21 protein-coding genes are annotated in these 21,497 nt (G+C 73.5%); 11 read left to right on the plus strand and 10 right to left on the minus strand.

The genetic code is table 11. The features are described 5' to 3' along the window. Positions 1-41: 41 nt before the first annotated feature. Positions 42-665, plus strand: a complete 624-nt coding sequence (locus tag WMF42_RS23590; protein WP_233562347.1) for a carbonic anhydrase — start codon at positions 42-44, stop codon at positions 663-665. A gap of 35 nt (positions 666-700) precedes the next feature. Here WMF42_RS23590 and WMF42_RS23595 read toward each other — a convergent pair whose 3' ends face one another. Both WMF42_RS23595 and WMF42_RS23600 read right to left on the minus strand, forming a co-directional pair. Beyond that, positions 701-1,741, minus strand: coding sequence for a cytochrome-c peroxidase (locus WMF42_RS23595; protein ID WP_437684848.1), 1,041 nt, complete (start codon positions 1,739-1,741; stop codon positions 701-703). A 156-nt stretch (positions 1,742-1,897) separates the two neighbouring features. After that, a complete protein-coding gene (locus WMF42_RS23600; protein WP_437684850.1) occupies positions 1,898-2,338 on the minus strand; it encodes a protein kinase domain-containing protein in 441 nt (146 codons plus the stop codon). Positions 2,339-2,746: 408 nt separating this feature from the next. Here WMF42_RS23600 and WMF42_RS23605 point away from each other — a divergent pair, with 408 nt between their 5' ends. Both WMF42_RS23605 and WMF42_RS23610 read left to right on the plus strand, forming a co-directional pair. Further along, a complete protein-coding gene (locus WMF42_RS23605) occupies positions 2,747-3,640 on the plus strand; it encodes an SCE4755 family polysaccharide monooxygenase-like protein (protein ID WP_437684852.1) in 894 nt (297 codons plus the stop codon). A gap of 257 nt (positions 3,641-3,897) precedes the next feature. Beyond that, a complete protein-coding gene (locus WMF42_RS23610) occupies positions 3,898-4,143 on the plus strand; it encodes a hypothetical protein (protein ID WP_061611481.1) in 246 nt (81 codons plus the stop codon). Between the two features lie 116 nt (positions 4,144-4,259). Here WMF42_RS23610 and WMF42_RS23615 read toward each other — a convergent pair whose 3' ends face one another. Then, complete coding sequence (locus WMF42_RS23615) at positions 4,260-4,784, minus strand: hypothetical protein (RefSeq protein ID WP_199694091.1); 525 nt, start codon at positions 4,782-4,784, stop codon at positions 4,260-4,262. A gap of 173 nt (positions 4,785-4,957) precedes the next feature. Further along, positions 4,958-6,601, minus strand: a complete 1,644-nt coding sequence (locus tag WMF42_RS23620; protein WP_061611482.1) for a di-heme-cytochrome C peroxidase — start codon at positions 6,599-6,601, stop codon at positions 4,958-4,960. 431 nt (positions 6,602-7,032) lie between these two features. Here WMF42_RS23620 and WMF42_RS23625 point away from each other — a divergent pair, with 431 nt between their 5' ends. After that, complete coding sequence (locus WMF42_RS23625; RefSeq protein ID WP_437684854.1) at positions 7,033-7,959, plus strand: hypothetical protein; 927 nt, start codon at positions 7,033-7,035, stop codon at positions 7,957-7,959. A gap of 79 nt (positions 7,960-8,038) precedes the next feature. Here the strand turns inward: WMF42_RS23625 and WMF42_RS23630 are convergent, their stop codons facing one another. Beyond that, positions 8,039-9,340 (minus strand): ABC1 kinase family protein, encoded by a 1,302-nt coding sequence (locus WMF42_RS23630; protein ID WP_437684856.1) that lies wholly within the window; start codon positions 9,338-9,340, stop codon positions 8,039-8,041. A 34-nt stretch (positions 9,341-9,374) separates the two neighbouring features. Here WMF42_RS23630 and ybaK point away from each other — a divergent pair, with 34 nt between their 5' ends. Further along, positions 9,375-9,860, plus strand: a complete 486-nt coding sequence (gene ybaK, locus WMF42_RS23635; protein WP_061608651.1) for a Cys-tRNA(Pro) deacylase — start codon at positions 9,375-9,377, stop codon at positions 9,858-9,860. A 24-nt stretch (positions 9,861-9,884) separates the two neighbouring features. Then, positions 9,885-10,760, plus strand: a complete 876-nt coding sequence (locus WMF42_RS23640) for a hypothetical protein (protein ID WP_233561543.1) — start codon at positions 9,885-9,887, stop codon at positions 10,758-10,760. 20 nt (positions 10,761-10,780) lie between these two features. Here WMF42_RS23640 and WMF42_RS23645 read toward each other — a convergent pair whose 3' ends face one another. After that, entirely contained in the window at positions 10,781-11,302 is a 522-nt protein-coding gene (locus WMF42_RS23645) for a DUF2243 domain-containing protein (protein ID WP_061608650.1), read from the minus strand. Positions 11,303-11,549: 247 nt separating this feature from the next. On the opposite strand from WMF42_RS23645, the gene WMF42_RS23650 reads away from it, so the two are divergent. Next, entirely contained in the window at positions 11,550-12,314 is a 765-nt protein-coding gene (locus tag WMF42_RS23650; RefSeq protein ID WP_061608649.1) for a hypothetical protein, read from the plus strand. Between the two features lie 158 nt (positions 12,315-12,472). On the opposite strand, the gene WMF42_RS23655 is transcribed toward WMF42_RS23650, so the two are convergent. From WMF42_RS23655 to WMF42_RS23665, 3 genes are all read right to left on the minus strand, one after another. After that, positions 12,473-12,829 carry a hypothetical protein gene (locus WMF42_RS23655; protein WP_434040822.1) on the minus strand — a complete coding sequence of 119 codons (357 nt, stop codon included), beginning with the start codon at positions 12,827-12,829 and terminating at the stop codon, positions 12,473-12,475. Positions 12,830-12,941: 112 nt separating this feature from the next. Continuing rightward, positions 12,942-14,330: an MFS transporter gene (locus WMF42_RS23660; RefSeq protein WP_061608647.1), complete on the minus strand. Its 1,389-nt coding sequence runs from the start codon at positions 14,328-14,330 to the stop codon at positions 12,942-12,944. 78 nt (positions 14,331-14,408) lie between these two features. Continuing rightward, on the minus strand, positions 14,409-15,197 hold the full coding sequence (locus WMF42_RS23665) for an SDR family NAD(P)-dependent oxidoreductase (protein ID WP_437684860.1): 789 nt from the start codon (positions 15,195-15,197) through the stop codon (positions 14,409-14,411). A 36-nt stretch (positions 15,198-15,233) separates the two neighbouring features. On the opposite strand from WMF42_RS23665, the gene WMF42_RS23670 reads away from it, so the two are divergent. Beyond that, complete coding sequence (locus WMF42_RS23670) at positions 15,234-15,542, plus strand: hypothetical protein (RefSeq protein ID WP_437684862.1); 309 nt, start codon at positions 15,234-15,236, stop codon at positions 15,540-15,542. A 160-nt stretch (positions 15,543-15,702) separates the two neighbouring features. Next, the gene (locus WMF42_RS23675) at positions 15,703-16,644 is read left to right on the plus strand and encodes a hypothetical protein (protein WP_061608645.1); all 942 of its coding nucleotides are present in this window, start codon (positions 15,703-15,705) and stop codon (positions 16,642-16,644) included. 151 nt (positions 16,645-16,795) lie between these two features. Here the strand turns inward: WMF42_RS23675 and WMF42_RS23680 are convergent, their stop codons facing one another. Next, the gene (locus tag WMF42_RS23680; protein ID WP_437684864.1) at positions 16,796-20,683 is read right to left on the minus strand and encodes a serine/threonine-protein kinase; all 3,888 of its coding nucleotides are present in this window, start codon (positions 20,681-20,683) and stop codon (positions 16,796-16,798) included. 407 nt (positions 20,684-21,090) lie between these two features. On the opposite strand from WMF42_RS23680, the gene WMF42_RS23685 reads away from it, so the two are divergent. Both WMF42_RS23685 and WMF42_RS23690 read left to right on the plus strand, forming a co-directional pair. Further along, on the plus strand, positions 21,091-21,357 hold the full coding sequence (locus tag WMF42_RS23685) for a hypothetical protein (protein WP_437684866.1): 267 nt from the start codon (positions 21,091-21,093) through the stop codon (positions 21,355-21,357). Beyond that, positions 21,354-21,494 (plus strand): hypothetical protein, encoded by a 141-nt coding sequence (locus tag WMF42_RS23690; RefSeq protein ID WP_437684868.1) that lies wholly within the window; start codon positions 21,354-21,356, stop codon positions 21,492-21,494. The genes WMF42_RS23685 and WMF42_RS23690 overlap by 4 nt, the downstream gene beginning before the upstream one ends. Positions 21,495-21,497 lie beyond the last annotated feature (3 nt).

Below are 21,497 nucleotides of genomic sequence, written 5' to 3' on the forward strand. Positions count from 1 at the left end.
GAGCCATGGGAACCAGTAACAACCCGCCCTCCGTGCCCGTCATGTCCGCCGAACAGGCGCTGCAGCGGCTGATCGAGGGCAACCGGCGCTTCGTCGACAACATCCGCAGCGAGGATGTCGTGCTGGGAAAGCGGGCGCGGGCCGCGCTCGTGGACGGGCAGCGGCCGTTCGCCATCATCCTGTGCTGCTCGGACTCCCGGGCGCCGGCGGAGCTCATCTTCGATCAGGGGCTCGGCGAGCTGTTCGTCATCCGGGTGGCGGGCAACGTGGTGGCGCCCTCGCTTGTCGGCAGCGTGGAGTTCGCCGCCGCCGCCTTCGGGACGCGCCTCGCGGTGGTGATGGGCCACTCGCGCTGCGGCGCCATCGAGGCCACGGTGGGCGAGCTGCTCCAGGAGGAGCACGGCGGCCTGCTCACCGACAACATCCGCGATATCGTCGAGCGCTGCCGATCCCCCGTGGAGACGGTGCTGAGCGTCGCCGGCCGCGACGCGCCGAGGGACTTCCTGCTGCGCGAGGCGATGCGCGCCAACGTGCGCAACTCGTGCGCTCACCTCCGGCACGGCAGCCGCCTGCTGGAGCGGCTCTGCGCCGAGGAGAGCATGGCGATCGTCGGCGCCGAGTACGCGCTGGAGACCGGCCAGGTGACGTTCTTCGAGCGCGCGTGAGGCCCGCTCGCGGCGCCCCGGCGGGACGCCGGCGCTCACCGCGCCGCGCCGCTCGTCACGATCGCGCGCGACGCCTCGTCGAGCTCGACGTCGGCGCGGGGGATCTCGCCGGTCAGGCTGCCGAGCCAGCGGGCGATCAGGCGCACGTCCTCGCCGCGTAGCTCCTTCCCGAGCTGGTGTCTCGCCATCATCCTCACGGCCTCCTCCAGCGAGGAGACCGAGCCGTCATGGAAGTAGGGCCCTGTCCGGGCGACGTTGCGCAAGCTGGACACCCGGAAGACCATCCAGTCGACGCCCCGCCGCGTGATCTCGTAGCGCCCCCTGTCCTTCGTGTCGGGCCACGGCTTCACGAGCCCGGCCTTCTGGTACATCGTCGCGCCGATGTCGGGCCCGAAGTGGCAGGAGACGCAGCCGGTGTCGACGAACGCGTTGAAGCCCGCCTTCTCCTCGTCGCTCAGCGCGCTCTTCTCCCCCTCGAGGAACCTGTCCCAGCGGCTCCTCGTGAACAGCGTGGCCTCGAACGCCGCGAGCGCCCGCGCGACGTTGTGGAACGTCACGGGCGCGGGCTCCTCCGGGAACGCCTGCGCGAACGCCCGCGCGTATCCCTCGGACGGGCGCAGCGCCGCCTCGATGCCCTCGGGCGTCGCCTCCATCGCGTTCCGGGACAGCAGCACCTCCTTGGCCTGATCCACGAGGTCGGTCTGCCGGCCGTCCCAGAGCAGCGCGAAGAAGCCGGCGATGTTGTAGATGCTCAGCGTGTTCCGCGGGGGCTCGCGGCCCTCGCTCCCCCGCGACAGCTCCCGGCCGTCCACGCCCAAGGTGTCGAGCGGGTGGCACGAGGTGCAAGCGATGTCGTGGTGCCTGGACAGGCGCGGGTCCTGGAAGAGCATGCGGCCCAGCGCGATCTGCGCGGCGGTGGCCGGGTCCAGCGGCCTGGTCGGTCCGGTGGGCAGCGGCGCGAAGCTCGCGAGCCGCTCCGGGGCGATGGTCGCGGGCGCCGTGTCGAGCCACGGCGCCACGGGCGAGAGCGCCCAGGCGACCAGGGCGGCGGCCGCGACGGCGCCGCCGAGCAGCAAGGACAGCCTCCACCGAGGCCGCGCCGGCGCCGTCGCGCTGGCGCCCGAGGTGTGCCGGGGGTCCGGCGCTCTCGCGCCGGCGGGCGAGAGCTTCTCGGTGGGCTCGAACGCCGGGTCGCCGTGGCCGGGCGGCGCGCGGGGGTCGCTCGGCGCCGGTTAGCGGCAGATGCGCTCGACGGAGGCGCTGGCCGCCGGCGCCCCGAACGGCGCGATCGCCCGGGCCAGCTCGGCGATCGCCTGCGGTCGCAGGCGTCGATCCTTCTCAAGGCAGCGCAGGATCGCCCGCTCGATCCCCGCCGGCACGTCGATGCCCCACGCGCTCATGGCCGGCGGCGGGGCCTCGAGGGCCGCGCGCAGGCTCTCCGGCGTCCCCCCGACCTCGAAGGGGCGATGCCCGGTGATGAGCTCGTAGAGGATCACGCCGAGCGCCCAGATGTCGGCGCGCGCGTCTGCCCATTTCAGGCTGAGCGCCTGCTCGGGCGCCATGTACGGTATCGAATGGATGCGTCCATGTTCTCTCGACGAGGCGGCGACGCGGAGAGACAGGCACGGCCTCCCGGGCTCGGCAGCGCGACGCGGGCCTGCGCGGCGGAACATGGGCGAGGCGAACCGCACCGGCAAGGGTCCGCAGCGGGCGAGCAGCGCTGTCCGGCAGAGCCGGCCTCGCCGCCCGATCTGCCGCTCGCGTCAGGCTCTTCTTGCCGCCTTCGTTCCGGAGGACAGCGCCCCTCTTCGCAGCAGCCGCGGAGTTCGATGCTCGCCTGCGGCGAGCGCGAGCGTCGTCGCCGTGGCAAGTTCGAGTGTGGGTGTCGTCGCCGCGGCGTTCTCGAGCTCAGTTGTCGTCGTCGCGGCAAGTTCGAGTGTGGGTATCGTCGCCGCGCGCCGGTTCGGGCTTGGCGGCGGGCAGGCGGTGGTGGAGAGTAGGCGCCGCGCCGTCCTGGGACACGAACCAGCGAGTCCACACGGGCGCGGACCCGAGACCACCTCCTGAGATAGAAAAATACGATGCGAACATCACGAGCGAGAATCAAGGCGTTGTGGCGCGCGCCCGCGGCGGCGCTGGCCGCGGTGGCCGTCTCTGCGATCGCCCCGGCCGCGGCGCATGCCCACTTTTCCCTGCTCGAGCCGGCTTGCGCCACGGAGCAGGACCGTCTCGGCAACCCGCAGAAGAGCGCGCCCTGCGGCCAGGCGGATCCCGGGATGCCGGCGGAGCCGACGGGCGCCGTGACCACCTATGTCCAGGGTCAGACGATCACCCTGAGGATCACGGAGCCCATATTTCACCCGGGCCACTACCGCGTCTCGATCGCGCCCGATCCCGAGTCCCTCCCCCCGGATCCGGAGGTGACCCCGGGATCCACGCCGTGCGGCTCCACCGTGATCGAGACCGCCCCGAAGCTCCCCCTCGTGGCGGACGGCCTGCTGGTCCACACGGCGGCGTTCACGGGCGAGCAATCCGTCGAGATCAAGCTCCCCGACGATCTGACCTGCGATAACTGCACGCTGCAGGTCAGTGAGTTCATGTCAAACCACGCGCTCAACGACCCAGGCGGCTGCTTCTATCACCACTGCGCGACCGTCACGATCGTCCCGCGTGAGGGCGGAGGCGCGGGGTCGGGCGGCGCAGGCGGCGGCTCCGGTGACGGCGGCGCCGCATCGAGCAGCGTGAGCAGCAGCAGCAGCGGCTCCGGCGAGGGCAGCACCGCGTCCGCCGGCGGCAGCGCCGGCGACGGCGGCGCCGCGTCCACAGGCGATGGCGGGAGCGCCGGGACGGACGCGTCGGATCCCTCCGATTCGTCCGGTTGCGGATGCCGTGTCGGCGCCGCCGAGAGCCCCACCATGGCCGGCATCGCGGGCCTGCTTGCGCTCGGGCTCCTTCGCTGGCGACGCCGCCGCTGAGCCTGGTGAGACGCCGGCGACGCCGCCGCTGAGCCTGCGTGGCCGCGCGAGGCGACGCCGCCGCTGAGCCTGCGTGGCCGCGCGAGGCGACGGCGCCGCGCGCCCCCCCGGCGGATGGAGCTCCGGGCAGAGGTCGAGTCCCGGATGGGCCCGCGCTTCGACGCGCGGCACGCCGCGATCCAGCGCGGGATCCACTTGCGACTCCCCTCGCCGGCTCCAGTTGCCGTGGAGGGCGCGAAGGCGCCGGAGGAGAACGCATGGAAACGAGCGACAGGGCGGCGGTGACGCGGCAGCCGGGGGCGCCTGACAGGGCGGCGGCCTGGCCCGAGGACGCGGCGAGCGAGGCGCGCGCGCAGCGGGTGCCGGAGACACCGGTCGACCGCGGCGGCGCGCTGTGGCCCCGCGAGACGTCGGATGCGCCGCAAGAGCCGGTCGACGAGGCGTCGGAGCTGTCGTTCCCGGCGAGCGACCCACCGTTCTGGGCGCCGAGCTGGCCGTGCTGAGCAGCGGGGCCAGCGGCATTCACCGCGCGTGAGTCGCGGCGTCGTCGAGGGGCACAGCCCGCGCTCCGCCTGACAAATCGCTACACCGCCGAGCGCGCCCGCCGGCAGCGCGCCGCTCACCGCTCGGCAGCGTTCTCCTGGACCCACCTGCGCGCGCTCTCGGTGGTGAGCTTGAAGTCCGCGGGCACCCTCGAGCGCGCCACGACCTCCCCCGCCGCGTCGTGCACGGTGAGGATGGCGTGGGGATCGTCCTCGTCGGGCACCACGTCGAGGTCCACCCGCACCCGCGCGCCGCCCTCGACCGCCGTTGTCACGCTCCGGTGGAGCAGCGCCCGGCGCTGCTGGACGTGCCGCGCCAGCACCTCGTTCGCCGTCTTCACGAGGGTGGCGAAGGCGCTCGCGTCGAGGGGCTTCGGGTTCTTCTTGTCGCGCCCCATCGTCCACGGCCCCACGAGCGACGGTTCGCTCTGGCCGTCGCACGTCATCTCGACGGCCCACCCGTCATCGTCCTCGTTCTTGATGACCCGCGCCGTCCACCCGCTGCCCCTCCACAGCTTCGGATCCTGGTCCTCGGGACGGATCGACCGCGCCTCCCCCGCCTCGTCCTGCGTCTCGTCCGTCGCGTCGTTCGTCGTGTCCATGGGCGCCCCGGTGTACCCGCTGGGCGCGCGCCGCGTCCACCCCGTCCAGCGCGCCTCGGTCGTTTCCTGTCAGCCCCGGCGGCTCCGGGCGTCCGGGCAGGGCCGCCGGGCGCGCAGGCCCCCGCGCCGCCGCGCGGGTGCCCGCGCCCCGCGAGGCGTCCACGGCGCGCTCGTCACAGCGTCTTCAGGTACTCGATGAGCTCCCACCGCTCCTCGTCCGTCAGCGCCGGCCCGATCACGCCTTTTCCGCGCGGCCCGTCGCGGTACTCATGCCCGGCGTTCGAGTTGCCGGGCCTGTCCGTCACGAGCTCGAACCCGCCCTTGATCGGCTCCCCCCGCAGGCCGACGCGCTCCGGGTCGAACTCCGTGCTCCCGAGATAGAACCGCTTCGAGCGCCGCTCCGCCGGGAGGAGGAGCTCGTAGAGGCTCGGGACAGAGCCGTTGTGGAGGTACGGCGCCGTCGCCCAGATCCCGTTCAGCTCGCGCGCCCTGTAAGCAAGCGGCGCGCGCCACCGGTTCGGGCGGTATCCGTCCCACGCGCGCCGCTGCTCCGGGGACAGGCCGTACGCCTCGTACTTCGTCTCGCGGATCGCCCACGTGCCGATCTCCAGCGCCTGCGCCATCCCCAGCGTGCCGAGCCCGAGCGCCCCCAGATCCGCCGTGCGCTCGTTGAAGCTGACGGCGTGCGCCGGATCGGTGCCGATCAGGTCGAGCGGGGACATCGTCGCTTTCCGGAAGCGCTTTCCGTGCTCGTTCGGGCGCGTCAGCCCGGGATCATGGCAGCTCGCGCAGTGCCTCCGGAAGAGGCGCCTGCCGCGGTCCGCCTGCTCCTGGTCGATGCGGCCGAACAGGTGCTCCGGCCAGCGCGGGGCGCGGAGCTTCTCGACCTGCTGCTCGATGAGGTGCAGGTTGTCCACACGGATGCTCGACCGGACGTCCATCCTCGTCCCCTGCGCGCCCGGAACGAGCTGCGTGTGCGTGCCGACGCCCAGCGCCTCCGCGATGTTGCGCGCCATGGGCTGCATGATCGATCCGTTCCATTGCACCCAGTCGTACGTCGTCGCGTCCCAGAGGTGCGGATAGTCGGCCGGCGCGTTCGTCGCGCGGAGGTTCCTGGGGTCGAGCTGCCCGAACAGCAGGTTGCCGGCGCGCCCGAGCGCGTCCAGCCGGCCGAAGCCCGCGACCGTGGCGTGGGGCCCGCCCGCGCCCCCGCTGACCGATTGCAGCCGGACCACCTCCAGCGCCTTCTCCATCTGCCCTCGCAGGGCGCGCACGGAGGCCTCGTCCACCTGTTCCTTGAGGACCGCCCTGGCGAAGCGATCCATCTTGTCGGGCGTCTTCAGGGTGCGGTCGAGCGCGTTGAAGACGGCGCCCGTGAAGGCGACGACATCGATCGTCGCCGGCCCGCCGTCGATCCGGATCTTCTTTCCACGGTAGGAGATCTGGCGGGTGTGGCACGTCCCGCACGTGAACCCGACGTACTCCTCGCCGGTCGCAGCGTCGACGTCCCTTGCGAAGCCCACGGGGAGGCGCTCCGGGTCGTCCTTCAAGCCCGGATCCTCGATGAACCGATAGCGCGCCCAAGAATCGCTCGCGGCGAACCGCTCCGCGCTGTCCTCCCGCTCCAGGGCGAGGAACCACGGGAGCGGTAACAGCCTGGTCCCCTGGGAGACGCGGTAGAAGATCCGGCGCTCCGCCTCGCCCCACCCCTGGTCGAGGTAAACGACGTCGCCCCCGCGCCCGCCGCCCTTCGAGTGCGCGCAGGCAGACGCCGCGACAACCGCGAGCGCGATGGCGCCTATCTGGATTCTCCACATGACCGCCCCCTGAATTGCCAGGCTCACCCGGAACGGCGTGAGCTCCGCCGAATGCGCGCGCCGGTCGCCGACACCGCATGTCGGGATCCCGCGAACGGCGCTTTTTCCCGATCGGCTCTCTCGAGCGCGACAAGGCTTCATCGGCGCGCCGCCGCGGTGCACCCCGAACAGAGCGCAGCGGCGCGACACCTACCAGGGAGCGTACGACCCTACAAAGCCGAGTCAAGCGCGCGGCGGGCGCAGGGCTCGACTCCGGTGCTCCGATGTTGGGGACGTGCGTTGCGCGATCCGCCTCTCGGGATCTCGGTCCTCGGTGAAGAGCCGGAGATCGCGACAGCGCGCCGCGGCCACGGGAGCCGCCGGCGCCGCCGCGCCCCGCGGCTGGACCGCGATCGCTGGCCGGGCGCCGCGGAGCTTGCGACACTCCGCGCATGCTCCTCCCCCGGCGCCCCTTCCTCGCCCTCTGCGCCGCCGCCCTGGCCCCGCGCGCCGCCCTCGCCGACCCCGCCGCGCCGCCGCCGCCGGCCCCCGCCCCTGCCCCGCCCCCCGCCCCGCCCTCCTTCGAGGTTCGCGACCTCCAGGTCGACGGCGACCGCGCCCTCGGCCGGCGGTTCACGCTGCTCGTCCCGAAGCACCTCGCCCCGGGCGAGCGCGTGCCGCTGCTCGTGCTCCTCCACGGCCTCGGCGAAACAGGCGACGAGCGCCTCGGCGCCTTCGCGTGGCTCGAGCGCTACGGCCTCGGGTCCGCCTACGAGCGGCTCCGCCGCCCGCCGCTCGGCCGCACCGCGCGCCGGAAGGACTGGACCGACGCGCGGCTCGCCGAGGTGAACGCCGCGCTGGCCGCGCAGCCGTTCCGCGGCCTCGCGGTCGCGTGCCCGTTCACGCCGAACGTCCACAAGGCGCCGAACCCCGCCGCGGCGCTCGACGGCTACGCGCGCTGGCTCGCGGAGGTGGTGCTGCCGCGCGCCCGCGCCGAGGCGCCCGTGTTCCAGGACGCGGCCCGCACCTCGCTCGACGGCTGCTCGCTCGGCGGCTTCGTCGGGATCGAGGTGTTCCTCCGCCGGCCCGAGCTCTTCGGCGCCTGGGGCGGCGTGCAGTCCGCCATCAGCGCCCACCGCGCCCCCACCTACGCCGACCGGCTCGCCAGGGCCGTCGCCGCGGCCGGCCCGCGCGAGCTCCACCTGCTCACCAGCAAGGGCGACCCGTTCCACGACGCGAACGCCGCCCTCGCCGCGCAGCTCGCCAAGCGCTCCATCCCGCACACCCTCCGCGTCCTGCCGGGCCCGCACGACCAGCCCTGGCTCCGCGAGGCCGGCACGATCGAGATGCTCCTCTTCCACGACCGCCGCCCGCGCTGACGCGCCCTCCCCGCGCCGGCCCGTCCCCGTGCCCCATGGGACACGCACCTCGACGGAACCACCGGTCCTGCCCGAGCGCCTACCCGAGCAGCCCGGCCTCCCGCAGGAACGCGCCCTCGACCGCCGCGTAGTCGGCCTCCACGTCGAGCCGCGCGAGGACCGAGTAGAACCCGAACTGGAGCCGGTTGAGGAACACCATGCCCGGCGGGAGCTGCACGAACCCGCTGTCCTTCACCAGGATCTGCTCCTTGATCGCCATCACGCCCTCCACGAGCCCCCTCACGTAGGCGCGCGTGACGTGGAACGGCGCGCTGAACAGCGGCTCGAAGCACCGGCGCGTGTACGCCAGCGAGAGCTCCTCGAACCGCCCGCCGCGCGTGCCGAGGATGCGCGCCGCGTGCCGCGCGAACGCCGCCTCGTCCTTGCGGAGCGCGGCGAGGTGCATCCCGCGCCCGTGCTCGAGCCGCGCGCCGTCGAGCGGCTCCACGCAGCCGAAATCGAGGAAGGTGACCCGGCCGTCCGGGTGAAAGAGGTAGTTGCCCGGGTGCGGATCCGCGTTGAACATCCCGCCCACGAGGTTGCCCTTGAACACGAACCGCCAGAGCGCCTCGGCGTACGCGCGCCGGGTGCGCTCGTCGCGCGTCGCGGCCTCCTCCAGGGTCGCGCCGCGCGCGAGCTCGGTGGTGAGCACCCGGCGCGCCGAGCGGGACGCGATGACCTCGGGGATGTGGATCGCCGGATCGCCCCGGTGCACGCCCGCGAAATAGCGCTGCCGCTCCGCCTCGAGCGCGTAGTCGAGCTCCTCGAGGAAGCGCGCCCTCACCTCCTCGAGCACGCGCTTCGAGTCGAGCTCCCTGGGCGCCACGGCGCCGACAACCGCCTGGATCACGCCGGCGTTCTCGAGGTCGCTCGCGAGCGCCCGGTCGATGCCCGGGTGCTGGACCTTCACGGCGACCTCGCGCCCGTCCGCGAGCGCCGCGCGGTGCACCTGGCCGATGGAGGCGCTCGCGAACGGCGCGTCGTCCCAGGCCGCGAACAGCGCGCCCAGCGGCGCCCCGAGGTCCTCCTCGACGATCGCGCGGACGGCCGCGGGCGACGACGCGGGCGCGGCGGCCCGGAGCGAGCGCAGGGCGGACTCGTAGGCCTCGCGCTGGGGCTCGGGGACGAAGCCGTCGACGTAGCTCGCCATCTGGCCGACCTTGGCGGCGAGCCCGCGCATCGTGCCGAGCACCTCGGCGACCTGCGCCGCTGTTGTCGCGGCGGCGTCGGCGGCCTCGACGCGCCTCGAGAGCAGGTGCGCCGCCCCCGCGCGGGCGCCGAGGCCCGCGAGGCGGACGAGGCGGTTCAGCCGGCCCTCGGGCACCTTCTTCTCTGTCGTCATCGGCGCAGCCGGGTCGTATAGCATGGCCCGGCTCATGAAGACGAACGCGGCGCGCATCCTCGACAGCCTCGGTATCCAGTACGAGCTGCGCACCTACGAGGTCGATCCGAGCGATCTCACCGCGGGCACGGTGGCCAGGAAGATCGGCCTGCCGCCGGAGCAGGTGTGGAAGACGCTCGTGGCGCGCGGCGATCGCCACGGCGTCTGCTTCGCTGTGGTGCCGGGCAACGCCCAGCTCGACCTCAAGGCGATGGCGCGGGTCACGGGCGACCGGAAGGTCGACACCGTGCCTTTGAAGGAGGTCCAGCCGCTCACGGGGTACGTGCGCGGCGGGGTCACGGCGCTCGGCGCGAAGAAGGCCTATCCCGTCTACGCGGACGAGACGATCGAGCTCTTCGATGTCGTCTCCGTCTCGGCCGGCGTGCGCGGCACGCAGATCCTCGTGTCCCCGGGCGACTACCTGCGCGCGACAAGGGCCCAGGTAGGCGCCATCGCCGTGCCCGGCGGCGAGCCGGATTGAGGGCGCCCGCCGCCGGATCGCGGTATGCTGGCGAGGCTCGGCCGCGGCCCGAGCGCGGCGGCGGCGACCAAGGATATGACCAGAGCGGCCTGCGACGTGCGCGATCCCATCGAGCTGAGCACCGCCGAGCTGCGGCAGCAGTGCCGGAGCAGCCACCCGTGGGAGCTCGGGCTCGGCGCGGTCCAGCTCGTCGCGTCGACCGCCGCGGGGGGCGCCGTGCTCGCGGCGGCCGCGGCGTGCATTCCGGGGCTGGTCCAGTGCATCAGCGTGGGCCCGGCGTTCGCGGCGGGGCTCGTGGTCTGGGAGTCGGTCGCGGCGGCCAGGGCGTGGCTGCCGGGCGCCGCGTTCCGGGAGGAGCTCGCGTTCCGCGACTGGCACGCGGGCGTCTCGCCCTGGGTGGGGCCCCGGGCGCTGCGGCGGTGGGCAGCGCGCGCGATGGCGCGGCCCCCGGCGCCGGACTGGCTGCTCGTGCTCGAGGGCATCGCGCCGGCCGGCGGGGGGCGCCGCTGGGTCAAGGTCGAGCTCTCGCTGCCGCCGTCCTCGGCGGCTCCGTTCCGCGCGCAGGCAGCGGGCCACGCGCTCGTCCGCTCCGGCGGGAGCAGCGCCGGAGACCCCCGCGCGCGGCGCCTCGCGCCCGAGGAGCTCGACGACCTGCAGCGGGCGCTCGCGGAGCTGCCGGAGGGGCTCTCGCTGGACACCCACACGACGCCGCGGAACCCGGCGGTGTTCGGCGGCCACTGCGAGCTGCTCGTCGCCAGGAGGGCGCCGTTCGCCGCGGTCCAGCTCACCTGCGCCTTCCCGTCGCTGGAGACGGCCCCGCGGGCGCCCTCGCTGGCGCTGCTGCGACGCCTTGCCCAGCTGGCCTGGGTCGAGGGCGAGGGACGCCCTTCCGACGGATGATCGGCCCGACGCCGGGCCGATCATCGCGCTGACGGCCGCCCCGGCGCGCCGGGGGTCGTCTCGCGCATCAGGCGCAGGCCGCCGAGCACGAGCAGGGCGCCGAACGCGAGGAACGCCAGGTCCCAGGCCAGCTCACCCGGCCCTGGACGGACGTGGTGAATCGCGAGGAGGTGATGGTCGATCACCCCCTCGACAACGTTGAACACCCCCCAGCCCACGGCGGCGGCGCCCCAGAACACCCGTCCGGGCAAGAGCTCCCCGCCGGTGCGCAGCGCGCTCCAGAGCTTGCTGACTCCTGCCACGGTGAGACCGAATGCGACGGCGCTAAACAGCCCGTCTGCGAAGATGTTCTTCCTCACGTCCTCGATGGTCGCCCCCGGGTGGCAGCTGAAGCAGATCAGGTGGTGCCACTGGAGGAGCTGATGAAACAGGATGCCATCGATGAGGCCGCCCGCGCCCATGCCGAAGAGCACCCCCGCCCTCTTCACGGCGCGCGATGTTTTCGTGGTGGCCTCGGTCGCGAACGGGCGGGCTGTGCTCATCGGCTCCTCCGCGGCGCCGTCATGCGAGCGCCAAACCACGGCATGTGGCCGGCGCGGACGGACAACCGGCCGACCGAGCACCTGCCTTCCAGCTTCAAGGCGCTGGCCTTTCGGTGGTGCTGCCGACGGTTGTTTATCGCGGTCCAGCCCCTCTCGACTGGCCAGATCGGGACTGGCACGGCGCTGGCACATGCCCTGGCTCAACCGTTTCGAAGAAACTGCTGAAAGGTGCCAGATGGATAATCGAATGAACCCGGAACACGCTGCAGGCACGTCGGAGCCGGAGCACCAGGGTCCCAGGCCGGTCCCCTACACGTACCACGATGGCCGCGAGGACTACCTTCATGTCGGCCGCCAGGGCGGCACGGGAACGGACCAGTCGGAGGCGCTGATCCCTCCCTCCCAGGGGACGTCTTCCCGCGTCGAGGCGACGGCCGTGCCGCCGGAAGCGGCCGCCCTGCCGCCCGAGGCGACGGCGCTGCCGCCGGAAGCGACCGCCCTGCCGCCCGAGGCGATGCCCCAGGCCCCGCGAGCGGCGCCTCCCGCAGCGGAGCAGCGCCCTCGGCAGGCGACCTCGGCGCGCGAGATCGTCACGCGCGGGCTGCGGACCGGCGCCGTGATGACGGCGGCGACGATGTGCACGATGATGGCAGCGTCGACCCTCAAGCGCGGGTCGCCGTGGGCGTCCATGAACGCGATGGCGACGGCGGTAGGGGTCGGGGGGCGGCGGGTGAGCGACCGGTTCGATCCGGTCGTCACGCCTGTCGGCATCGCGGCGCTCGCCGGGGGTCTGCTCGTGTGGGGTATCGGCTACGAGAAGGCGCTCGACGCGGCGGGGCGGCGCAGCGACGCGCTCACGGGCGCGCTGTCCGCTTTCAGCGGCTTCCTGCTCGACGAGCTGGTCTTGCCCGACCGGCTCATGACGAATTTCCGCGGCAAGATGGGCGTGCTCGGCACCTTCAGCAAGTACGTCGCCCTCGGCGTCGCGAGCGCCACGGCCGCGCGGCGGTGAGCGCGCGAGGCGCCGGCGCGATCGCGCTCGACCTGGCCTTCAGCAGGGCGATGCGATCGGCCTCGTCCAGCAGCGCGTCGACCGCCTGCCGCTGGCCCTCGTCGAGCTCCACGCCCCCGGCCCAGGCGACCCCCCGGGGCGCAGCTCCGCGCCCCCTCCTACCCCTGCCCCGCGGGCCTGCGCTCCTCCGGGCTCTGCTCCACGTGCTGCGGCAGCGCCCCCACCGGCTGCGCCTCCTCCGCTTCAGCCGCGCCGCCCTCCGCCTCCGGCGGCTCCTCCTGCGGGGCCGCGCCTGCGGCCGTGACGCTGGGATCCCGCCGCTCGAGCGAGCCGGCAGGGCCTCCGCGCCCCGACTCCTCGTAGGGACCGCCGCCGAGCGTGCCCGGCGCGCGCAGCTCGGCGTCCTTCGGATGCGGCCCGTCGAGCCGGAAGATCCCCTTCGACTGATCGACCTCGTCGACTCGCCCCTTGCCCTGCGCCTGCGGTTCAGACCGCGGCTTGTCATCGCGCCCCATGGTTCCCCTCCCTCGGCCGACGCGCGCCGTGCATCTCCCGCACACGGCGCGCCGCGCTTCGCTGCGTGCACGCCAGGTGCCGGCGCGCGCCGGCCCCGCCCGCTGCCCGCGCTCACGCCGGCCGCGCCGCGTCCTGCTCGCCCGTCGAGGCCCGCACCGCGACCGCCTGCGTGAGCTGCTCCGACGGCGTCCCGGCGGCCATCTGCTGCGCGATGATGAGCTCCCGCGCCTCCTGCCGCAGCCCGGGGAGCCTCGTCGCGAACACCGCCGCCGCGACAACGCAGCAGGCGCCGCCGGAGGCGACCGTCGCGGGCGCGCCGATCCGGTCCGCGAGCCAGCCCGCGAGCAGCGCGCCGAGCGGGGCCATCCCCATGAACATCATCGCGTAGACCGCCATGACGCGGCCGCGCAGCGCGTCCGGCACCATCGCCTGCACGAGCGTGTTCGACCCCGCCATCTGCACCATCATCGAGAAGCCCACGGGCACGAGCAGCGCCGCCGAGAGCCAGAACGAGCGCGACAGCGCGAACAGCCCGAGCGCCACCCCGAACCCCGCGCACGCCCCGGCGACCCAGTGGCCCAGGCCCCTCAGCCGCCTGCGGCTCGCGAGGGCCAGCGCGCCGAGCAGCGCGCCAACGCCCGACGCGCCCATCAGGATGCCGAGCCCCTGCGCCCCGCCGCGGAGGATCCGGTCGGCGAAGATCGGCATCAGCACCGCGTACGGCATCGCGGTGACGCTCACGACGCCGAGCAGCAGCAGGAGCGCGCGGACCGCCCGCGTGCGCGCCACGAACCGGAAGCCCGCCGCCGTCTCCGCGAGCGCCGAGGCGCGCGCCGCGGCGGGCGGCCGGGGCGGGACGCGCATCGCCAGCAGGCTCCCGATGACAGCGAGGAAGCTCAGCCCGTTCGCGAGGAAGCACCACGCCTCGCCGATCGCGCCGACCAGGATGCCCGCCACCGCCGGCCCGACGATGCGCGCGCCGTTGAACATCGACGAGTTCAGCGCGATCGCGTTCGCGAGGTCCTCCCGGCCCACCATCTCGACGACGAACGCCTGCCGCGTCGGGATGTCGAAGGCGTTCACCACGCCGAGGAGCACGCTGAACCCGAGGATGTGCGCGACCTCGACGCGCCCGCTCATCGTGAGCGCGGCGAGCCCGAGCGCGAGCACCATCGCGGCCGACTGCGTGGCGACGAGGATGCGGTGGCGGCTCAGCCGGTCGGCCACCGCGCCCCCGATCGGGGCGAGCACGAACACCGGGATCTGCGTCGCGAACCCGACCGTGCCGAGCAGCAGCGACGAGCCCGTCAGGCGGTAGACGAGCCACGACTGCGCGACCGACTGCATCCAGGTGCCGACCAGCGAGACGAGCTGCCCGGAGAAGAAGAGCTGGTAGTTCCGGTGGCGGAGCGCGCGCAGCAGCGCCGGGCGGGAGGCCGCCGGCCGCCCGCGATCCGCGGCCGCGGGGAGCGGCGCCGCTTCAGGTTCAGGCTGACGCATGGCCGCAGTATGGTGCGCCCGGCACACGTCGCTATGCCCCGGGCCGCGGCGGGGCCGGGCTCTGCGGCCGAGCGCGGCTCAGCCGGCGCCCGCGTAGTTCACGGGCCACGCCGCCGAGAGGCTGCCGCCGTCGATGGCGAGGTCCTGGCCGGTGATGAACGACGCCTTGTCGCTGAGGAGGAACGCGACGGTCGCGGCCACCTCCTCGACCTTGCCGACGCGGTTCATCGCGTGGAGCGACGAGGCGAAGGCGCGGCCCGCGGGCTGGTCGAGGTGGAAGCCCTCCCTGGACATGTCCGACTCGATGATGCCTGGGCTCACCACGTTCACGCGGATGCCCTTCTGCGCGTACTCGACAGCGGCGGTGCGCGTCATCGCGACGACACCCGCCTTGGCGGCGCTGTAGGCGGAGAGCCCGGGGTAGAAGCGCGACACGGCCACCGAGGCGCAGTTGACGATGGAGCCCCCGCCCCCCGCGAGCATCGCCTTGATCTGGTGCTTCATGCACCAGAACGTGCCGCGAAGGTTGGTGTCCATCACGAGGTCGTAGTCGTCGTTGGTCGTCTCGGCGAGCGGCGCAAAATTGCCGCAGCCCGCGTTGTTGAAGCTCCCGTCGAGGCGGCCATACGTGGAGAGCGCGGCGTCCACGAGCGCCTTGATGTCGCGCTCGACCCGCATGTCGGCGGTGACCCAGGTGATCTCTCCGCCGCGGTCCGTGACCTCGTCGACGAGCGCGCGTCCCCGCGTCTCGCGCCGCGCGGTCGCGACGACCCTGGCGCCCTCGGCGGCGAGCGCGACGGCCGTCTCCCTGCCGATGCCCGAGCTCGCGCCGGTGACGATGACGACCTTGTCTTTCAAAGCTCCCATGCCGCACATCCTCTCGCGAAGGGATTCAACGCCGCCATGACCGGCTCCGGCGCCCGAGGTGCCGAGATCGAACAGCCGTCTTCCGGCGTCTCGAGCACCGACCGGCCGTGCCGGACAGAACCGCGACGATGCCAAGGGTGTGACGAAAAGGGAAGCGATTCCGGTACCCTGGCGAGCTGCTTCGCGCGCTGCGCGCCGCGGGGTTCGCGGCGCGAGCTCTCCGTCACGGCGCATCGCCCCGCGCCTTCCGCAGGCAGGGTGGATATTTTCAACCTGACGATAGACGGCCTGGAACGGAACGATCTCGCCGAAGGCCTGCTGGTCCACGACCGATCCGAGGCGTGATCGCCGTGTTTCGCGGCGCGCGCCCCACGTGCGCTGTCTGCCGCTCCCGGCGCGCGCGATCTCCCGATCGGCCCTTCCGGATATCAGGTCTCCTCGATGGCGCCCGGAGGGCGCGCGAGGTGGACCGGCCGGGGTGGAGTTGGAGTATAGGCGTGCGCTTATGAACCGACCCCGCCTCGTCGCCGGTGCGCTCTTCCTGGCCGGCCACCTCTTTGCGCTTGGTTGTAGCGCCCCCAAGCCGGAGCCCGAGATCGCCTCCTCGGCGTCGCAGAGCGGCTACGCGGAGCGTTATCCGGCCGAGCTGCAGGCCACGGCCACGTCGCTCAGCGATCGCGAGGACATCGCGAAGCGCACCGCCGACCAGTTCCAGGGTTACCCGGACCAGCTCAAGGAGCCGGACTGGAAGGTGGTGGTCGACGTCATCGAGCAGGCGGACGCCGCCGGCCGGAGCTACGACTACGTGGAGCGCGTGCGCGCCGTGGACGGCGCCGTGGCGTTCTTCAACGACAACAAGGAGGACCTCACCCGCAAGGTGAGCGGCGCCGCGCAGTACGTCGTCAAGCAGAAGGGCTGCGACGTCGACGTCACCGGCGCCACGTCCCACGCGCTCGCGGAGGGCGTCGAGCGCCAGCTAGAGAAGTACGTCCGCGACCGCAACGAGGCGCACCGCCGCATCGATCGCCACCGCGCCTCGCTCGGCAAGGAGAACGCCGCGGCGCTCGAGAAGCAGGCCGACGCCGTGAGCTTCACGAGCTACCTCGTGCACATCGACATGGTCGAGCACAAGCTGCGGCTGCGCCGGATGCTCGAGGAGATCGAGGCGATCAAGGTGTCCATCGACGAGGCCATCGCGGCGGAGCGCGCGTTCCAGTCGTCCGGCAAGCGCACCGACGAGGAGCGGAAGGCCTCGGACGCGCGCATCGAGGAGCTCGGCCGCAGCAAGGCGATGCTCGACTCCTCCGCGACCCAGGCGAAGCAGATCGACGAGGCCATGGACGAGCGCATCGCCGCCGCCCAGAAGACCTACAGCGAGGCGTTCGACGCCCTCCGCGCCACCCTCCGCAAGAACGCCGGCCTCCCCGTGGAGCCCCGCGACGACTGAGCGCCCGCAGGCTGGTCCGAGAGCGGATCAGAGAGAGACGAACCACAGAGGCACAGAGGGGAGAGGAGAGAAGAGCTTAAAAGCTTCTTCTCTCTCCTCTGTGCCCTCTGTGCCTCTGTGGTTCAAATCTCTCTCTCTCCTTCGCGCCCCCTCACGCCGTCCGGTGCTCCAGCCACCTCTCCGCCATCGCGAGCGTCTTCCGGTTATCCGGCAGCGTCAGAAACCGCTCCCTCCACACCGGATCACTGATCTTCCCCGCCCTCTCCAGCAGCCGCTCCCGCGCCGCCGCGATCGCCGCCGCGCAGTCCGCCTCCATCCCGTTCGCCGCCAGCGCCTCCGCGTACACGAGCCGCACCGACGACTCCCCCTCCTCGATCGCCCCGATCGCCCTCAGCATCGAGAACGCCTCCCCCGCCGCCGACAGCCCCTCGTCGAACCGCCCCATCTCGAGCAGCGCCCGCGCGCGCTCCGCCACCGCCGCCGCGCGCAGCGGCGGCGCGCTCTGCAGCACCTCCGCCGCCGTCCGGGCCTCCCGCTCCGCCCCCTCGTAATCCCGCGCGATCAGCGCGATCCGCGCGAGGTACGTCCGCGCGCTCCCCTCCTGGCGCGGATCCCCGAGCCGCTGCGACAGCGCGATCGCCTCCCGCTCGGTCCGCTGCGCCTCGTCGATCCGCCCCTGGTAGCCGAGGACGTGCCCCAGGTTGCTCAGCGTCGCCGCCACCAGCTCGTGCAGCCCCATCCCCTCGGCGCCCGCCAGCGCGCTGCGCAGCACCTCCTCCGCGCCCGCGAAATCGCCGAGCTCCGCGTGCATGTAGCCCACGTTCATCCGGACCGCGCAGGCGTTGCCGCGGTCGCCCGCGCGCTCGAACGCCGCGAGCGCCGCCCGGAGCCCCGCCAGGCACGCGCCCGGATCGCCGTTCACGAGCGCCCGCACCGACCGCACCTCGTGCAGCCGCGCCGCCACCTCGACCTCCCGCTCCGCGAGGTCGGTCCCGTCGCCCTCGACCGCCTCGATCAGCGCGTCCGCGAACGCGTAGCGCCCGCCGAACACGAGCAGCAGCGCGCCCTCGCCGAGGCACATGTGCTTCGCCACGAGCGCGCCCTCCGCCGCCGCCTCGGCGGCCTGCGCCACGCTCATCCAGCGCTCCACCCGCTCGAAGCCGCCCAGCTTGCCCGCGGCGACAGCCACCTGCTTGAGCGCCGAGAACCACGCCGCCGACCCGGCCTGGAGCCGGTCCACCGCCTCGATCCCGCGCTGCTCCGCGAGCGCGAGCTCCCCGCGCCACACGTGCGCCTCGGCCTCGACGAGGCGCAGCGCGCCCAGCGTGTGCGGCGTGGGGCCGCACGCGATCCCGCGCTCGGCCCGCTCGATCGCCGCCGCGAGGTCCTGCGCGCGGAGCGCCTGCTCGGCCGCGCGGCAGTACGCGGACGCCGCCCGCGACAGCTCGCCGCCGCGCTCGAAGTGCTCCGCCAGCGCCATCGCGTCCGCCGCCCCCGCCCGCGAGAGCCAGTTGCCCGCGAGCCGGTGCCCGAGCCGCCGGTCGCCCTCGGTCAGCATCCCGTACGCCGCCTCCCGGACGATCGCGTGCTGGAAGCTGTACTCGACCTCGCCTGGCAGGCTCCCCTCGCCGCGCCGCGCGATCACCTCGCGCTGCTCCAGCTCGACGAGCTTCGACGCCACCTGCCCCCCGCCCACGAGCGCCGAGACGCCGCCCTGCCAGAACGTCTGGCCGAAGACGCTCGCCGCGCGCAGCACGCGCCGCGCCTCGACGTCGAGCGCCTCGATGCGCGCCTGCACCATCGCCAGCACCGTCTCGGGCAGGTCGGCGCCCTTGCCGTCTGCGACGGCGCGGAGCTGCTCTTCGAGGTAGAACGCGTTGCCGTCCGCGCGGTCGACGATCATCGCGAGCAGCTCCGGCGCCACGTCCTCGCCGAGCACCTGCCGCACGAGCCGCTCGCTCGCTCGGCGCGGCAGCCCCGAGAGCTGCACCTCGTGCACCCCGCGCCCCGCCCAGAGCTTCGGGAAGAGCTCGTGCACCTCGGGCCGGCCGAGCGCGAGCACCATGAGCCGCTGGTCGCCGAGGTTGCGCAGCGCCGAGTCGACGAGCATCACGCTCGGCAGATCGCCCCAGTGCAGGTCCTCCAGCACGAGCAGCACCGGCCTCGCCGAGCACTCGGCCCGGACCAGCTCCTCCCAGGCGAGGCGGATCTGGTCGCTCATCAGCACCGGGCTGCGCCGCGCCGCCATGAGCTGCACGCTGTCGCCGTCGGGGAACGGCACCCCGAGGAGCTCGCCGAGGAACGCCGCCGTGCGCGCCGAGTCGCCTTGGCCGTACCGCTCCACGCGCGCGCGGATCTTGCGCTGCCGCGCCTCGATCGGCTCGCCGTCGAACAGGCCGATCGCGCGCCGGAGCGCCGGGGCGAGCAGCGCGAACGCCGAGCCGGCGCTGATCGGATCGCCGCGCCCAAACCACACCTCGATCTCCTCGCCGCGGTCGCGCAGCCGGCGCAGGAGCTCGGTGCGCAGGCGCGACTTGCCGGCGCCCGCGGGCGCGGTGACGAGCACGGCGCTCGGCGTCGACTCCTCGACGCAGTGCGAGAACGCTGCCTCGAGGAGCGCGAGCTCGCGGTCGCGCCCGACGCACGGCGTCGGCCTGCCGAGCAGGGGCGGCGTCGTCGCGAGCGCCTCGCGCTCGCCGTGGAGGCGGAGGCCGCCCTTGTCGCGCGTGACGTCGAACCGCGAGCCGAGCAGCCCCGCTGTCACCTCGTCCATGCGCACCGCGTCCGCGCCGGCGGGCGCGCGCGCGGGCGGCAGCAGGTGGACCGCGCGGTCGATGAGCTCGCCGACAGGCAGCCGCGCGGAGATCTCCGCGCGGCCGGTGACGAGCGCGACAGGCACGCAGCCGAGCAGCGCGTTCAGCGCGAGGGCGCAGCGCGCGGCCTGCGCCGCGAGGTCGGTCGGCGCGCCTCCCCCGGTGAGCACGATGAGCGGCGAGCGGGACTCGAGGATCTCGAGCTCGCCCTGGTACCGCTCGGCGACGGCGATGAGCGCCTTGCTGCGCTCGAGGTCCTCCTCCTGGGAGCGCGTCGCCTCGGCGTCGCCGGTCACGTCGCGCGCGAGCACGATGCACATCATCTTGCGCTCGTTCGTCGTGATCTCGCTGCCGCGCACCGTGTTCATGGGGCGGCTGCTCACCGCGCCCGCGCCGAGCTCGTCGAGCGCGAGGAGCTCGGCCGCCACCGCGTCGCCGTCGCGGGGCCGCGCCTGGGGCGCCTTCGCGAGCATGCGCGCGACGAGGTCGTCGAGCGCCTCGGGGATGTCCCCGCGCAGCTCCCGCAGGCGCGGCGGATCCTCGAGGATGACCTTGATCAGCACCGAGAGCCCGTCGGCGCCCTGGAACGCCGAGCGCCCGGTGAGGCACTTGAAGAGCACGCAGCCGAGCGAGAAGACGTCGGCGCGCGCGTCGATGACCGGCTCGCTGCGGGCCTGCTCCGGCGCCATGTAGCCCGGGGTGCCGAGCATCGTGCCGGGCATGGTGAGGTGCCGGTCGATGGTGCCGAGGCGCACCACGCCGAAGTCGATGAGGGTGACCCCCTCGACCGCGCCGCCGGGGAGCAGCAGGTTGCTCGGCTTGAGGTCGCGGTGGACGAGGCCCGCGCGGTGGATGACGCCGAGCGTCGAGGCGAGCGTCGAGGCGAGCGCGAGGCTCTCGCTCATCGTGAGCGGCTTGCGCGCGAGGCGCTCGGTCAGCGTCTCGCCGGCGAGCCACTGCATCGCGAGGAACGGCTGCCCCGCTTCGGTCGCGCCGTGCGCGATGTAGCGCACGATGCCCGGGTGCCGCAGCGCGGTGAGCGCCTCGAGCGCCTCGGCCTCGCGCGCGAACCGGACCGCCTCCTGGAGCCCCCGGCGCTGCAGGACCTTGAGCGCCACCGTCTCGTTCGTTGTCAGATCGACGGCGCGGTAGACGTCGCCCATCCCCCCCGAGCTGGCGAGGCGCTCGATCTGGAAGCGACGGTCGATGACATCTCCCACGCGCATCTCGGCGCCCCGTCTTACCTGAGACCTCGCATGAGCCTGCTTACAACGGTGAGTAAACGAACTCGCCGCCGATCGCCAGCGGCTCCGCCCGGAGCGGCCGCGCGCGAGCGGCGCGGCGGGGACCGGAGCTCGGCCAGCTCATGTGAGCTGAACAACATCACGCCGCGCGCGCGTGGTTGACGCGCGCGCAGGCTCGCCCGGCCGCCGTGGGGTGGGCGCAGGTGGCAGGCGTCACGCATCCCGGCGGGCAGCCTCGGCCTCGATGCGGGTGCGATCCGGAGGCAGCGCATTTTCACCACAGTGAGGCATAATGCCCTGGTCACGGGCGCGCGTCACGATAGCTCGTCACCGCTGTCACAGCATTTCAAATTCCAATGCATGGCATGCAGCGTGCTGGCCTCATCGGCATGAAGACGAAGCTGTCCAAGAAGCAAAAGAAGAAGCTCGGCAAGCTCGGTCGGAAGGTCCTCAAGCCCGTGGTCGCCGTGACGAGCCTCGCTGCTGTGTTCACGGCCGGATTGTGCAGCGGCAAGGCGAGAGGCTATCTGTCCAGCGCTTGCACGACCGTGGCCGGCAAGGTGAAGGCCTGGGCGAGCTCGCTGGGCGTGTCGAAGCTGGCCAATGGCGTCTCGGGGAGAGCTCACCCGGAGGTCGAGCTCGTTCAGCCGTCATGAAGAAGACCCGTCGTGCGCTTCGAGGGGCCGTCGAGGCGGCGTCGACGGCGGCCGCGAGGATCGGGGTCGAGACGATCGGCGCCGCCGCCGGCAGCCTGCTGAAGGACGCGCTGAAGGAGCGGCGGCGCGGGCGCTGAGCT

It is taken from the genome of Sorangium sp. So ce176 (genome assembly GCF_051519835.1).
Lineage (GTDB): Bacteria > Myxococcota_A > Polyangia > Polyangiales > Polyangiaceae > Sorangium > Sorangium cellulosum_G.